This window comes from Streptomyces sp. NPDC058145 (assembly GCF_042884245.1).
Classification (GTDB): domain Bacteria; phylum Actinomycetota; class Actinomycetes; order Streptomycetales; family Streptomycetaceae; genus Streptomyces.
In genome coordinates this window covers 110,774-124,739 of record NZ_JBHVUH010000008.1, presented here as the reverse complement: position 1 = coordinate 124,739, position 13,966 = coordinate 110,774, and the positions used below count along the sequence as shown (strand labels likewise).

Genomic DNA, 13,966 nt, shown 5'->3' with positions numbered 1-13,966 from the left:
GACCAGCCTACCGGCGTTTGCGGGGGCCGCCGACCACGGGCGGGCGGGCTGTCAGGGGCGGGCCATGGCCTTGACGAAGGCGCGCTCGACGTCGGCGGCGGAGAGGACGCCGTAGATCTCGCCGGTCTCCTCGACGACGAGGTATTCGGTGGCGGGGGTGGCCCGGAGGGTGTCGAGGAGTTCCTCTCCGGCCAGTTCGGCGGAGACCCGCATGCCGTCGGTGAGGTCCTGGGCGAGGCCGCTGACGGCTACCCAGGGGCGGCGGTGTTCGGGTACGCCGACGATGGCGGCCTCACGGACCAGGGAGAGGGGGTTGCCTTCGGGGTCGACGACGACGAGGGCGCGGGCGCCCGCGGCGTTGGCGCGGCGGAGGGCTTCGGACAGGGGGGTGTCGCTCTCGACGGGGACGGCTCGCCGGGTGAGGGCGCGGGCCTTGAGCTCGGGGAGGTGTTCGCGCAGGCGGGCCATGCGCAGGCTGTTGCCGGCGCCGGTCCAGATGATCGCGGCGAGGATGGCGGCGAGCAGGGCGTCGGTGACGGTGTCCATGCCGCCCATGTCCTGGTTGCCGCCGCCGAAGGCGCCGGACTGGTTGAGCAGCGGCAGGCCGACGAGGACGGAGATGGCGAGGGCGCGGCCGACCCAGGCGGCGGCGACGGTGCCGCTCATGGGTTTGCCGGTGATCTTCCAGACGACGGCGCGGAGCATGCGGCCGCCGTCGAGGGGCAGGCCGGGCAGCAGGTTGAAGGCGGCGACGATGAGGTTGGAGATCATCAGGCCGGCGAGCAGGACGCCCGGGACGCTGTCCGGCTGTACGGGCTTCATGGCCAGGTAGAACAGGCCGGCCAGGACCAGGGAGAGCAGGGGTCCGACGAAGGCGAGGACGAACTCGCGCCCCGGGGTCTCGGCCTCCTTCTCGATCTCGGAGACGCCGCCGAAGAACTGGAGCTGGATGCGGCGGACGGGGAGTTTGAAGCGGATCGCGGCGACCGTGTGGGCCAGTTCGTGGACGAGGACGGAGGCGTAGAAGGCGACGGCGAAGAAGAGGGAGACCAGGTAGCGGGCGGCTCCGAGTTCGGGCAGCACCCGGTCGAGCTGGCCGCCGAAGACCCAGGTGATCAGGGCGGCCACGAGGAACCAGCTGGGGGCCACGTAGACGGGGACGCCGAAGGGGCGGCCCATGAGCAGTCCGCCGCCGGGTTCCTTGGGCCGCGGCTGCGGGGGTTCGCCCTTGGCGATGCCGGAGTGGGCGAGGGAGCGGTGTTCGGCGGGGTGGGTGCCGGTGTCGGCCGCGGGGGTTTCGTCGCCGGTGCCGGGGCCGGTGGTCTCGCCGGTTTCGGGGCTCGCGCTCGGGCTCGGGCTCACGGCCCGGGTTTCCTTCGGGGTGTCCGCGTCGGGGTGCTCGTCCCGGCCGGGGCGGTCCTGGCGGTCGCCCGGGTCATGGGAGCCTCCGGGGCCCTCGCGCTCCTCCCGGTCGGGGCGCGGGGTGCCGGCGGGCTCGGGGGCGTCGTCGGGCTCCGGGCCGGGGTGGTGACCGCTGGGTCCGGTAGCCGGGACCGTAGGGCCCGCGGGGTGCTCGGCCGGCTCGTCGTTGCCGGACCGCGGCTGCCCGCTCCCGCCGCTCACGTCCACGCTGTCCCCTCGTTCGAAGCGTCTTCCGCGCCATGCGGGCGGAAGGTCTCGGGTCGATGGTATGCGGCCGTGGTGGTCCGTTCCGCCCCGGCACCCCTTGTGTTTGCCCCGCTGTCGCGCGGCCTAACGCGGCCCGCAGCCGGGTCGCTGTCAGTGCCGGCCCGTATGGTCTGGGGTCATGGACAGCAGCATCGAGGACGCGGGGGCCCTGCCGGGTCCGGCCGGGGAGAACGTACCGGCGGCGGGAGCGGCGGAACCCTCGCCGGACGCGGCGGCGGAGCCGGTGGCGTCCGGTGGGGAGCCGGTGGCGTCCGGTAACGGTGCGGCCGGACCGGCGCAGGAGCGTGTGGCCGTCGCGCCGTCCTCGTTGTCGCCGTCCCGGGCCGGTGACTTCATGCAGTGTCCGCTGCTGTACCGGTTCCGGGTGATCGACCGGTTGCCGGAGAAGCCGAGTGAGGCCGCGACGCGGGGAACGCTCGTGCACGCCGTGCTGGAGCGGCTGTTCGACGCGCCCGCCGCGGAGCGGACGGCGCCGCGGGCGAAGGCACTGATCCCCGGGCAGTGGGACCGGTTGCGGGAGAGCCGGCCGGAGGTCGGGGAGCTGTTCGCCGAGGATCCGGAGGGCGAGCGGCTGGCCCGCTGGCTGGGTGAGGCCGAGCGGCTGGTGGAGCGGTGGTTCACGCTGGAGGACCCCGCCCGGCTGGAGCCGGCCGAGCGGGAGCTGTTCGTGGAGGCCGAGCTGGAGTCGGGGCTGCGGCTGCGCGGGATCATCGACCGTGTCGACGTGGCGCCCACCGGCGAGGTGCGGATCGTGGACTACAAGACGGGGAAGGCGCCACGGCCGGAGTACGCCGAGAGCGCGCTGTTCCAGATGAAGTTCTACGCGCTGGTGGTGTGGCGGCTGAAGAGGGTCGTCCCACGCCGGTTGCAGCTGGTGTATCTCGGCAGCGGTGACGTGCTGACCTACGATCCCGTCCTGGCCGACCTGGAGCGGGTGGAGCGCAAGCTGCTGGCGCTGTGGGAGGCGATCAGGCAGGCCACGGAGACCGGCGAGTGGCGTGCCCGGCCGACGAAGCTGTGCGGCTGGTGCGATCACCGGTCGCACTGCCCGGAGTTCGGCGGTACTCCCCCGCCCTATCCCCTGCAGGTGCGGTCCGCCGCGGCCGGCGAGTAGCGGCCGGCGGCTGCCTCGAGGGTGCCGACGGTGGCTTGCCGGGGGCAGGGCAGAATGGGTGCGGACTAGCGAAGGAGTGTCACGTGGCCATCCGCGTCCTACTGGTCGACGACCAGCCCCTGCTGCGTACCGGTTTCCGGATGATCCTGGAGGCCGAGCAGGACATCGCGGTCGTGGGCGAGGCCGGTGACGGCCTGCAGGCCCTCGATCAGGTACGGGCCCTGCAGCCGGATGTCGTGCTGATGGACATCCGGATGCCGCGGATGGACGGTGTGGAGGCCACCCGGCAGATCACCGGTCCGGGGCGGGACGGCCCGGCGAAGGTGCTGGTGCTGACCACGTTCGATCTGGACGAGTACGTGGTGGAGGCGCTGCGCGCCGGGGCGAGCGGGTTCCTGCTGAAGGACGCGCCCGCCAACGAGCTGGTGCAGGCGATCCGGGTGGTGGCCGCGGGGGAGGCGATGCTGGCGCCGAGCATCACGCGCCGCCTGCTGGACAAGTACGCCACGCATCTGCCGTCCGGTGAGGAGTCCGTGCCGGACACCCTGCACACGCTCACCGACCGTGAGATGGAGGTGCTGAAGCTGGTGGCGCGCGGACTGTCCAACGCGGAGATCGCCGCGGATCTGTTCGTCAGCGAGACGACGGTCAAGACGCACGTGGGGCATGTGCTGACCAAGCTGGGGCTGCGGGACCGGGTGCAGGCCGCGGTGTACGCGTACGAGAGCGGACTGGTGCGGCCCGGCGCGAACTGAGCCGGGCCCCCGGAGCGACGACGAGGGCGCCCCTTCCCGTGCGGGAAGGGGCGCCCTCGGTGTTGCTCCGGGGGGCGGCTCAGCCGCTCACACCGCGGCCGAGCTCCCAGAGCTGGAGCGACGCGACGGAGTTGAGGGCGTAGGAGACGCCCGTGACGGTGTCGCGTGCGGCGACGTACTGCTTGCCCTGCCACAGCGGCAGCACGGGGACGTCCTCGGCGACCGTGTCCTGGATCGCGGTGAGGGTCTTGACCGCGTTGAGGCGGTCGGCCTCACGCCGGGACTCGGGGATCAGCGTGCGCTGGATGGTGCCGTTGGAGTAGGGCGAGCCGAGGAAGTTGCCCTTGTCGAGGAAGGGCGCGACGAAGTTGTCGGCGTCGGGGAAGTCGGGGAACCAGCCCATGCCGTAGACGTCGTACTGACCCTTCTGCTCGGCGGGCCGGAAGGTCGCCCAGGGGTGGCCCTGGATGCTGACGTCGAACAGCCCGCTGCCGTTGAGCTGCTTCTGCAGGATCTGGAACTCCTGCTTGGTGGCCGAGCCGTAGTGGTCGGTGGTGTAGTGCAGCGTCAGCTTCACCGGGGTGGTGATGCCGGCCTTCTCGAGCAGGCTCTTGGCCTTGGTGACGCTGGGGTCGCCGTACTTGTTGAAGAACGAGTTCGAGTGGCCGGTGAGGGTGGCCGGGACCAGCGAGTACAGCGGCTCGGCCTGGGTGCCGTAGACCTTGGAGACGAGCTCGCCGCGGTTGATGACCTGGGCCATGGCCTGGCGGACGGCCTTGGTCTTCACGGTGGGCGCGTCGGTGTTGAAGGCCAGGTAGCGGATCTCGAGGCCCGGCATGTCGACGAGGTCGACGTTGGCCTGGGAGCCGGCGTCCAGCTTGTCGATCTGGGACGGCGACATGGTGCGCGTCATCATGTCGATGTCGCCCTTTTGGATGGCCTGGCCCATGGCGTCGGCGTCGTCGAAGGAGCGCATCTCGACCTCGTCGTTGTTCACCGTCACGCTGCCCTTGTAGGAGGGGTTCTTGGTGAAGGTGGCCGTGACGATCGCGTTGTCCTTGACGTCGGCCTTGAGGGTGTAGGGGCCGGAGCCGTCGACGTCGAAGCCGTCGCGCAGCTTGCCCTTGGCGTAGTCCTTCGGGTTGACGATGCCCGCGACCGGGGTCGACAGCTTGTACGGGAACGTGGCGTCGGCCGTCTTGAGGTGGAAGATCACCTCGCGGTCGCCCTGGGTCTCGATCGTGTCGACCGTGTTGAGCAGGGTGGCGACACCGCTGTCCGCGTTGATGCGCAGGGCACGCTCGATGGAGTACTTCACGTCGGCGGCCGTGATCTTGTCGCCGTCGGAGAACTGCAGGCCCTCGCGCAGCTTGCAGGCGTAGCGCTCGTTGCCGCTGTCGGTGAAGGAGCAGCTCTCGGCGGCCTCCGGGACGGGGTTGCCCTCGCCCTTGGGCTGGGTCATCAGGGTCTGAACCGTCTGGCGCAGGATGTTCCAGGTGCCGACGTCGTAGGCGTAGGCGGGGTCGAGAGGCGCCGGGGCGTCGCTGGTGGCCTCGAACCGGTCCGTGGTGCCGACCACGATGGCGTCCCCGCTCTTGCTCCCGCTGTCGGATCCGCCGCACGCGGCGAGAACCGGCGTCAGCAGGCCGGCCACCGCCGGCAGCACCAAAATCTTGCGGTTCATGCGGGAGTTTCTCCAGAGCTGTTCGAGTCCATGTACTCGGCATGCATGGGTGGTGCGGCGAGCCACGGGGGTTGCTTCGATGTTCTCGCGATGAGATTAGTCCGCGCCCGCACGGGGGTTCACTGGCGCGCGAGTTGAGCGTCCATCACGGAGTGAAACCGGGTGTGGACACACCGAAAACCCGACAGCGGCAGGATTAGTGCAGCGTCTCCCCAATCGGGACACAAGGGCACGCCGTCACGTCCCGGATCGGGACGGTCTGCACACTTGGGCAACGTTGTCGAGGACTCGACGCGTGGGGAACGTCACATGCGCGACCCAGGGTTGCCGGTTACCGGAATTCGACCGGCGGCCCGCCCGGAATTCAGCCCTCGGTGTACTTCCCCGGAAATTTGTCCAACACGCCCATCGGACTTGGCACTCGGCCGGCTCCGGGCCCGGGAGTACCCCGAGTGAACGGCTAGCGCATGTGCGTCATCAGGCCGCGCAGGAATGGCAGGTCGACCTCTTCCAGGGAGGACACGACGGTGCGCCGTTCGGCCGGGGCGATGGGGGCGATGGAGGGGACGGCAACCACCTGGCAGCCGGCGGCCTCCGCGGCGGCGACGCCGGTGGCGGTGTCCTCGACGACGGCGCACCGGGCCGGGTCGACGCCGAGTCCGGCGGCGGCGAGCAGATAGGGGTCGGGGTAGGGCTTGGTGCGCGAGACCTCGTCGCCGGCGATGGAGAGGCCGAAGTGGTGGGGGCCCAGCACGCTCAGCACACGGTCGATGATGCGCCGGTGGGAGGCGGATACCAGGGCGGTGGGGATGCCGTGCTCGTGGAGTTCGGCGAGCAGCCGGGCGGCGCCGGGCATCAGCGGCAGGGATCGGCCGATGCGGGTCTCGAAACCGTCGTTGAGCAGCACCGCGACTTCGGCGAAGGTGATGGCCGCACCGGTGGCCTCGATGAGGAAGCCGGCGCTGCGGGCCATGGGACCGCCGACGACGACGTGCCGCCAGGACTCGTCGAGGACGTGGCCGAGGGCGGCGAAGACCTCCACCTCGACGTCCCACCAGAAGCCCTCGGTGTCCACCAGGGTGCCGTCCATGTCGAGGAGGACCGCCTGCAGGGCGGAGCCTTCGGCCGTACGGGTTCCGAGCGCTGGGACAGTGCTGGTCATCCGGGCGCACCTCCTTGAGGGACGACCAGGCCGGTTCCCATGCGGGGAACCGGCCTGCGGTGGACCGACCAGTGTACGACTCCGGCGCCCGAAGCGCCTCGTTTATCACTCCGGGTCCGGGGTAGCTCTGAAACACCCCCGTGCAGGCCAGGAGGCCCTTCGGGATGCCCGGACGCGGGGGCCGGCGGGTGCGTCAGCGGGCGTTGAAGTACTTGGCCTCCGGGTGGTGGATCACGATCGCGTCGGTGGACTGCTCGGGGTGCAGCTGGAACTCCTCGGACAGCTGGACGCCGATCCGCTCGGGCCGCAGCAGCTCGGCGATCTTGGCGCGGTCCTCCAGGTCGGGGCAGGCACCGTAGCCGAGGGAGAAGCGGGCGCCCCGGTACCTCAGGGCGAACATGTCCTCCATGGCGGCGGGGTCCTCGCCGCCGAAGCCGAGTTCGGCGCGCACCCGCGCGTGCCAGTACTCGGCGAGCGCCTCGGCCAGCTGTACGGACAGGCCGTGCAGTTCGAGGTAGTCGCGGTAGGCGTTGGACTCGAAGAGCCTCGCGGTCTGCTCGCCGATCCGGGAGCCGACGGTGACGACCTGGAATCCGACGACGTCGGTCTCGCCGGACTCCTCCGGGCGGAAGAAGTCGGCGAGGCACAGGCGGCGGCCGCGGCGCTGGCGCGGGAAGGTGAACCGGGTGCGTTCGTTGCCCCGCTCGTCCAGGATGATCAGGTCGTCGTCCTTGGAGACGCACGGGAAGTAGCCGTAGACGACGGCCGCCTCCAGCAGGTTCTCCGTCTGGAGCTGGTCCAGGAGGCCGCGCAGGCGGGGGCGGCCCTCGGTCTCCACCAGCTCCTCGTAGGTCGGGCCGTCGCCGGCGCGGGCCTGCTTCAGACCCCACTGGCCCTTGAAGAGCGCGCCCTCGTCCAGCCAGCTCGCGTACTCCTTGAGCTGGATGCCCTTGATGACGCGGGTGTCCCAGAACGGCGGGGCGGGCACGGGGTTGTCGGTGGCGACGTCGGAGCGGACGTGCCCCGCCTCCGGGCGCTCCTCGATCTCCACGGCGGCCGTGGCGCGGACCCGGCGCTGCCTCAGCTCGGGCAGCTTGGCGCCGGGCACGCCCCGCTTGACGCCGATGAGGGCGTCCATCAGGCGCAGGCCCTCGAAGGCGTCGCGGGCGTAGCGGACCTCGCCGTCGTAGATCTCGTGCAGGTCCTGCTCGACGTAGGCGCGGGTGAGGGCGGCGCCGCCGAGGATGACCGGGAAGCGGGCGCCGAGGCCGCGCTGGTTCAGCTCCTCCAGGTTCTCCTTCATGATCACGGTGGACTTCACCAGGAGGCCGGACATGCCGATGACGTCGGCGCGGTGCTCCTCGGCGGCGTCCAGGATCGCGGAGACGGGCTGCTTGATGCCCAGGTTGACGACGTTGTAGCCGTTGTTGGAGAGGATGATGTCGACGAGGTTCTTGCCGATGTCGTGGACGTCGCCGCGCACGGTGGCCAGCACGATGGTGCCCTTGCCCTCGGCGTCCGACTTCTCCATGTGCGGTTCGAGGTGGGCGACGGCCGTCTTCATGACCTCGGCGGACTGGAGCACGAACGGCAGTTGCATCTGGCCGGAGCCGAACAGTTCGCCGACGACCTTCATGCCGTCCAGCAGGGTGTCGTTGACGATCTCCAGGGCGGGCCGGTCCTGGAGGGCCTCGTCGAGGTCGGCCTCAAGGCCGTTGCGCTCGCCGTCGATGATGCGCCGCTTGAGCCGCTCCTCCAGAGGCAGTGCGGCCAGTTCCTCGGCCTTGCCGGCCTTCAGGGACTTGGCGGTGGCGCCCTCGAAGAGCCGCATCAGCTTCTGCAGCGGGTCGTAGCCCTCGGCGCGGCGGTCGTGGATGAGGTCGAGGGCCGTCCGGACCTCTTCCTCGCTGAACCTGGCGATCGGGAGGATCTTGGAGGCGTGCACGATCGCCGAGTCCAGGCCCGCCTTGACGCACTCGTCGAGGAAGACGGAGTTCAGCAGGATGCGGGCGGCCGGGTTCAGGCCGAAGGAGATGTTGGACAGGCCCAGGGTGGTCTGGACGGCCGGGTGGCGGCGCTTGAGCTCGCGGATCGCCTCGATGGTGGCGAGGCCGTCCTTGCGGGACTCCTCCTGACCGGTGCAGATGGTGAAGGTCAGGGTGTCGATGAGGATGTCGTCCTCACGGATGCCCCAGTTCCCGGTCAGGTCGTCGATGAGCCGTTCGGCGATCTCGACCTTCTTCTCCGGGGTGCGGGCCTGGCCCTCCTCGTCGATGGTCAGCGCGATCAGCGCGGCGCCGTGCTCCCGGGCCAGCTCGGTGACCTTCGCGAAGCGGGAACCGGGTCCGGCGCCGTCCTCGTAGTTCACGGAGTTGATCACGGCGCGGCCGCCGAGCTTCTCCAGGCCCGCCTCGATGACGTCGACCTCGGTGGAGTCGAGGACGATCGGCAGGGTGGAGGCGGTGGCGAAGCGGCCGGCGAGTTCCTCCATGTCGGCGACGCCGTCGCGGCCGACGTAGTCGACGCACAGGTCGAGCATGTGCGCGCCCTCGCGGATCTGGTCGCGGGCCATCTCCACGCAGTCGTCCCAGCGGCCCCCGAGCATGGCCTCGCGGAACTTCTTGGACCCGTTGGCGTTGGTGCGCTCGCCGATGGCGAGGTAGGAGGTGTCCTGGCGGAAGGGCACGCTCTGGTAGAGGGAGGCGGCGCCGGGCTCGGGGCGCGGGTCGCGGGTGCGCGGGGTGAGGCCCTCGACGCGTTCGACGACCTGACGCAGGTGCTCGGGGGTGGTGCCGCAGCAGCCGCCGACGAGCGAGAGGCCGTACTCGCGGACGAAGGTCTCCTGGGCGTCGGCCAGCTCCGGCGCGCTCAGCGGGTAGTGGGCGCCGTCCTTGCCGAGCACCGGCAGGCCCGCGTTGGGCATGCAGGACAGCGGGATGCGGGCGTTGCGGGCGAGATAGCGCAGGTGCTCGCTCATCTCGGCCGGGCCGGTGGCGCAGTTCAGGCCGATCATGTCGATGCCGAGCGGTTCGAGCGCGGTGAGGGCGGCGCCGATCTCGGAGCCGAGCAGCATGGTGCCGGTGGTCTCGACGGTCACGGACACGATCACCGGCAGGTCGAGGCCGAGGGCGTCGAGGCCGCGGCGGGCGCCGAGCACGGCGGCCTTGGTCTGCAGCAGGTCCTGGGTGGTCTCCACGAGCAGCGCGTCGGCGCCGCCGGTGACCAGGCCCTCGGCGTTGCGCTGGTAGGCGTCGCGCAGCGTGGCGTAGGGGGCGTGGCCGAGGGTGGGCAGCTTGGTGCCGGGGCCCATGGAGCCGAGGACCCAGCGGGGCCGGCCGTCCTTCGCGGTGAACTCGTCGGCGACCTCGCGGGCGACTCGGGCGCCCGACTCGGACAGTTCGTGCACGCGCTCGGGGATGTCGTACTCGCCGAGGGCGGAGTGGTTGGCCCCGAAGGTGTTGGTCTCGACGCAGTCGACGCCCACGGCGAAGTACGCCTCGTGGACGGAGCGGACGATGTCGGGGCGGGTGAGGTTGAGAATCTCGTTGCAGCCCTCGAGCTGCTGGAAGTCCTCGAGCGTCGGCTCCTGGGCCTGGAGCATCGTGCCCATCGCTCCGTCGGCGACCACCACACGGGTGGCGAGTGCCTCTCGGAGCGCGGACGCACGGGCCCGGCTGTCGGCGGAAGGGGTCGTTGGCAACGAGGCCATGAAGGGGCTCCCTGGAATGCGACGGCTGTCGGCTATGCGCCTTCCCCGGCGGGAACCGGGGCAGGGCACGGCGTCAGGGTAACCGGGAGTGGGCTTGGATGGGCACCGGCGTCCACGAGGCGGACGCGGGGCGCGCCGAGTGGCCGGATCGCCACCGGCGCGCCGCACGGGATGTAACAGGTGTCGACCGACCATTGGCGGGAGGTCGACATGGACCGGTAGTGTTCGACATTGCCGAACAGGGTGTTGCGCGCTGTTCGGCAATGGTCGAAGGGGACGGAGGGCAGGACGGCGATGGCACGGAACATCCAGTCGCTCGAACGGGCGGCGGCGATGCTGCGGCTGCTCGCGGGCGGCGAGCGGCGGCTCGGCCTCTCGGACATCGCCTCGTCACTGGGCCTCGCCAAGGGCACCGCCCACGGCATCCTGCGGACCCTGCAGCAGGAGGGGTTCGTCGAGCAGGACGGCGTCTCCGGCCGCTACCAGCTGGGCGCCGAGCTGCTGCGCCTTGGCACCACCTATCTGGACGTGCACGAGTTGCGGGCGCGGGCCCTGGTGTGGACCGACGACCTGGCCCGGTCCAGTGGGGAGAGCGTCTATCTGGGCGTCCTGCACCAGCAGGGCGTCCTGATCGTGCACCACGTCTTCCGGCCGGACGACAGCCGGCAGGTGCTGGAGATAGGGGCGATGCAGCCACTGCACTCCACGGCGCTGGGCAAGGTGCTCTCCGCCTGCGACCCGGTGGCGCACAGCGAGGCCATGGAGGCCGACCGCAAGCCGTTCACGGACCGCACGGTGTGCGAGCCGGAGGACTTCGAGCACCTGCTGGACCTCACACGCGCGCGTGGTTACGCGGCGGACGTGGAGGAGACCTGGGAGGGCGTGGCGTCGATCGCCGCGCCCATCCACGACCGGCGCCGGATGCCGGTGGGCGCGGTCGGCATCGCGGGCGCGGTGGAGCGGCTGTGCCGGGACGGCGAGGTGCGCCCCGAGCTGATCGCCGCGGTACGGGACTGTGCCCGCGCGGTGTCGCGGGACCTGGGCGCGGGGCGTTTCTGACCGGCGGCGATCCACTGCCGGGCGACGGCTGAACAAGGCCGGCCCGACGGACCAACCCGAGGACGACCGGGACGCGAGGCGGCGTTCCGGTTCTCGCCATACCCTGAAATGGACATATCGGGCGAGTAGGTACGTAAGGACAGGAAGAGCGATAACCGGCGGCGATCAATAACGATCCTGTTTTCGATAACAGAACCCTTGACGCATGCGTGGCGCCAAAGCAAGACTCCCGTCCACCGGTCGGCATTGTCGAACACCTAACGGCAATACGCGCTAGAGTGTGACAACGCCAAGGGCCGGCATCGCTCTCACCCCCGAGGGCGCCAGAACCCCCGGAGGGACCCGGGGTTCGGTTTCCCTGGAACGAAGGACAAAGGAGTCGCGGGTGTCCAGCTCCGACATCTTCATCGGCGAGACCATCGGTACCGCCATACTCATCCTGCTCGGCGGCGGCGTCTGCGCCGCTGTGACCCTGAAGGCCTCCAAGGCCCGTAACGCCGGCTGGCTCGCCATCACCTTCGGGTGGGGTTTCGCCGTACTGACGGCCGTCTACACCTCGGCGCCGCTCTCCGGCGCCCATCTGAACCCGGCCGTGACGCTCGCGCTCGCGATCAAGGACAAGGACTTCAGCAACCTGCCCGTCTACTGGGGCGGTCAGCTGCTCGGCGCCATGATCGGCGCGGCCCTGGTCTGGGCGGCCTACTACGGCCAGTTCCACGCGCACCTCACCGACAAGGAGATCGTCGGCGGTCCGGGCGCGCAGGCCACGACGGCCAAGGCCGTCGAGGCCCAGGAGAAGGGTGCCGGCCCGGTCCTGGGCGTCTTCTCCACCGGTCCGGAGATCCGGAACGCGGTGCAGAACCTCCTCACGGAGATCATCGGCACCATCGTGCTGGTGCTCGCCGTCCTCACACAGGGCCTGAACGACAAGGGCAACGGCCTGGGCCCCCTGGGCGCCCTGATCACCGCGCTCGTGGTCGTCTCCATCGGCCTCTCCCTCGGCGGCCCCACGGGTTACGCGATCAACCCGGCCCGTGACCTCGGCCCCCGCATCGTCCACGCCCTGCTGCCCCTGCCCAACAAGGGCGGTTCCGATTGGAGCTACGCCTGGGTCCCGGTGGTCGGTCCGCTGATCGGCGGCGCGATCGCCGCAGGCATCTACAACGTCGCCTTCGTCTAGGAAGCACCGAGCTTCCGCGCACGCGCCGTACGTAAAGCCCCATCACCACGGATCTTTCAGGAGCACACAGTGACCGACGCCCACACCACAGGCCCGTTCATCGCCGCGATCGACCAGGGCACCACCTCCTCGCGCTGCATCGTCTTCGACAAGGACGGCCGGATCGTCTCCGTCGACCAGAAGGAGCACGAGCAGATCTTCCCGAAGCCGGGCTGGGTCGAGCACAACGCCAACGAGATCTGGACCAACGTCCAGGAAGTCGTCGCCGGGGCCATCGAGAAGGCCGGCATCACCCGTGACGACATCAAGGCCATCGGCATCACCAACCAGCGCGAGACCACCGTGCTGTGGGACAAGAACACCGGTGAGCCCGTCCACAACGCCATCGTCTGGCAGGACACCCGCACCGACGCCCTCTGCCGGGATCTGGGCCGCAATGTCGGCCAGGACCGCTTCCGCCGCGAGACCGGCCTGCCGCTGGCCGCCTACTTCGCCGGGCCCAAGGCCCGCTGGCTGCTCGACAACGTCGAGGGCCTCAAGGAGCGCGCCGAGGCGGGCGACATCCTCTTCGGCACCATGGACAGCTGGGTCATCTGGAACCTGACCGGCGGTACCAACGGCGGCCGGCACGTCACCGACGTCACCAACGCCTCCCGCACCCTCCTCATGAACCTGCACACCATGCGGTGGGACGAGAAGATCGCCGAGTCCATCGGCGTCCCGCTGGCGATGCTGCCCGAGATCCGCCCCTCCGCCGAGGTGTACGGCGAGGTCACCGGCGGCAAGCTCGGCGATCTGCTCGGTGGCATCCCGGTCGCCTCGGCGCTCGGCGACCAGCAGGCGGCCCTGTTCGGCCAGACCTGTTTCTCCGAGGGCGAGACCAAGTCCACCTACGGCACCGGCACCTTCATGGTGATGAACACCGGTGACAAGATCATCAACTCCTACGCCGGTCTGCTGACCACCGTCGGCTACAAGATCGGCGAGCAGCCGACGGTCTACGCCCTCGAGGGCTCGATCGCCGTCACGGGCTCCCTGGTGCAGTGGATGCGCGACCAGATGGGCCTGATCTCCACCGCGGCCGAGATCGAGACGCTCGCGCTCTCGGTCGAGGACAACGGCGGCGCCTACTTCGTACCGGCCTTCTCCGGCCTGTTCGCCCCGCACTGGCGTTCCGACGCCCGCGGCGTGATCGCCGGGCTGACCCGCTACGTCACCAAGGCGCACCTCGCCCGCGCGGTCCTGGAGGCCACCGCCTGGCAGACGCGGGAGATCGCCGACGCCATGGTCAAGGACTCCGGCGACGAACTGGTGACCCTCAAGGTCGACGGCGGCATGACCTCCAACAACCTGCTGATGCAGACCCTCTCGGACGTCCTGGACGCACCCGTGGTGCGCCCGATGGTCGCCGAGACCACCTGCCTCGGCGCCGCCTACGCCGCCGGCCTCGCCGTCGGCTTCTGGTCCAGCACCGACGAACTGCGCGCCAACTGGCGCCGGGCCGCCGAATGGACCCCCCACATGGACGCGGAGACCCGCGACCGTGAGTACAAGAACTGGCTCAAGGCCGTCGACCGGACCATGGGCTGGATCGAGGACGAGAGCTGAGCTGAG

The 13,966-nt window shown here is 70.4% G+C and carries 9 protein-coding genes; 5 read left to right on the top strand and 4 right to left on the bottom strand.

The window, feature by feature from the left end:
* Positions 1-51: 51 nt before the first annotated feature.
* Positions 52-1,629, bottom strand: coding sequence for a site-2 protease family protein (locus ACFVVO_RS19500; protein ID WP_390056454.1), 1,578 nt, complete (start codon positions 1,627-1,629; stop codon positions 52-54).
* A gap of 178 nt (positions 1,630-1,807) precedes the next feature.
* Here ACFVVO_RS19500 and ACFVVO_RS19495 point away from each other — a divergent pair, with 178 nt between their 5' ends.
* Entirely contained in the window at positions 1,808-2,803 is a 996-nt protein-coding gene (locus ACFVVO_RS19495) for a RecB family exonuclease (protein ID WP_390056452.1), read from the top strand.
* 83 nt (positions 2,804-2,886) lie between these two features.
* A complete protein-coding gene (locus tag ACFVVO_RS19490; RefSeq protein WP_390056450.1) occupies positions 2,887-3,558 on the top strand; it encodes a response regulator in 672 nt (223 codons plus the stop codon).
* Between the two features lie 79 nt (positions 3,559-3,637).
* Here ACFVVO_RS19490 and ACFVVO_RS19485 read toward each other — a convergent pair whose 3' ends face one another.
* From ACFVVO_RS19485 to metH, 3 genes are all read right to left on the bottom strand, one after another.
* A complete protein-coding gene (locus ACFVVO_RS19485; RefSeq protein ID WP_390056449.1) occupies positions 3,638-5,242 on the bottom strand; it encodes an ABC transporter substrate-binding protein in 1,605 nt (534 codons plus the stop codon).
* A 460-nt stretch (positions 5,243-5,702) separates the two neighbouring features.
* The gene (locus ACFVVO_RS19480; RefSeq protein ID WP_390056448.1) at positions 5,703-6,404 is read right to left on the bottom strand and encodes an HAD family hydrolase; all 702 of its coding nucleotides are present in this window, start codon (positions 6,402-6,404) and stop codon (positions 5,703-5,705) included.
* Between the two features lie 193 nt (positions 6,405-6,597).
* Positions 6,598-10,113: a methionine synthase gene (gene metH / locus ACFVVO_RS19475; protein WP_390056446.1), complete on the bottom strand. Its 3,516-nt coding sequence runs from the start codon at positions 10,111-10,113 to the stop codon at positions 6,598-6,600.
* Positions 10,114-10,407: 294 nt separating this feature from the next.
* On the opposite strand from metH, the gene ACFVVO_RS19470 reads away from it, so the two are divergent.
* The 3 genes from ACFVVO_RS19470 to glpK all read left to right on the top strand — a co-directional run bounded on the left by ACFVVO_RS19470 (position 10,408) and on the right by glpK (position 13,960).
* Complete coding sequence (locus ACFVVO_RS19470) at positions 10,408-11,172, top strand: IclR family transcriptional regulator (protein ID WP_390056444.1); 765 nt, start codon at positions 10,408-10,410, stop codon at positions 11,170-11,172.
* Positions 11,173-11,557: 385 nt separating this feature from the next.
* Positions 11,558-12,352 carry an MIP/aquaporin family protein gene (locus ACFVVO_RS19465; RefSeq protein ID WP_390056443.1) on the top strand — a complete coding sequence of 265 codons (795 nt, stop codon included), beginning with the start codon at positions 11,558-11,560 and terminating at the stop codon, positions 12,350-12,352.
* A gap of 69 nt (positions 12,353-12,421) precedes the next feature.
* On the top strand, positions 12,422-13,960 hold the full coding sequence (gene glpK / locus ACFVVO_RS19460; RefSeq protein ID WP_390056441.1) for a glycerol kinase GlpK: 1,539 nt from the start codon (positions 12,422-12,424) through the stop codon (positions 13,958-13,960).
* The last annotated feature ends 6 nt before the right edge of the window (positions 13,961-13,966 follow it).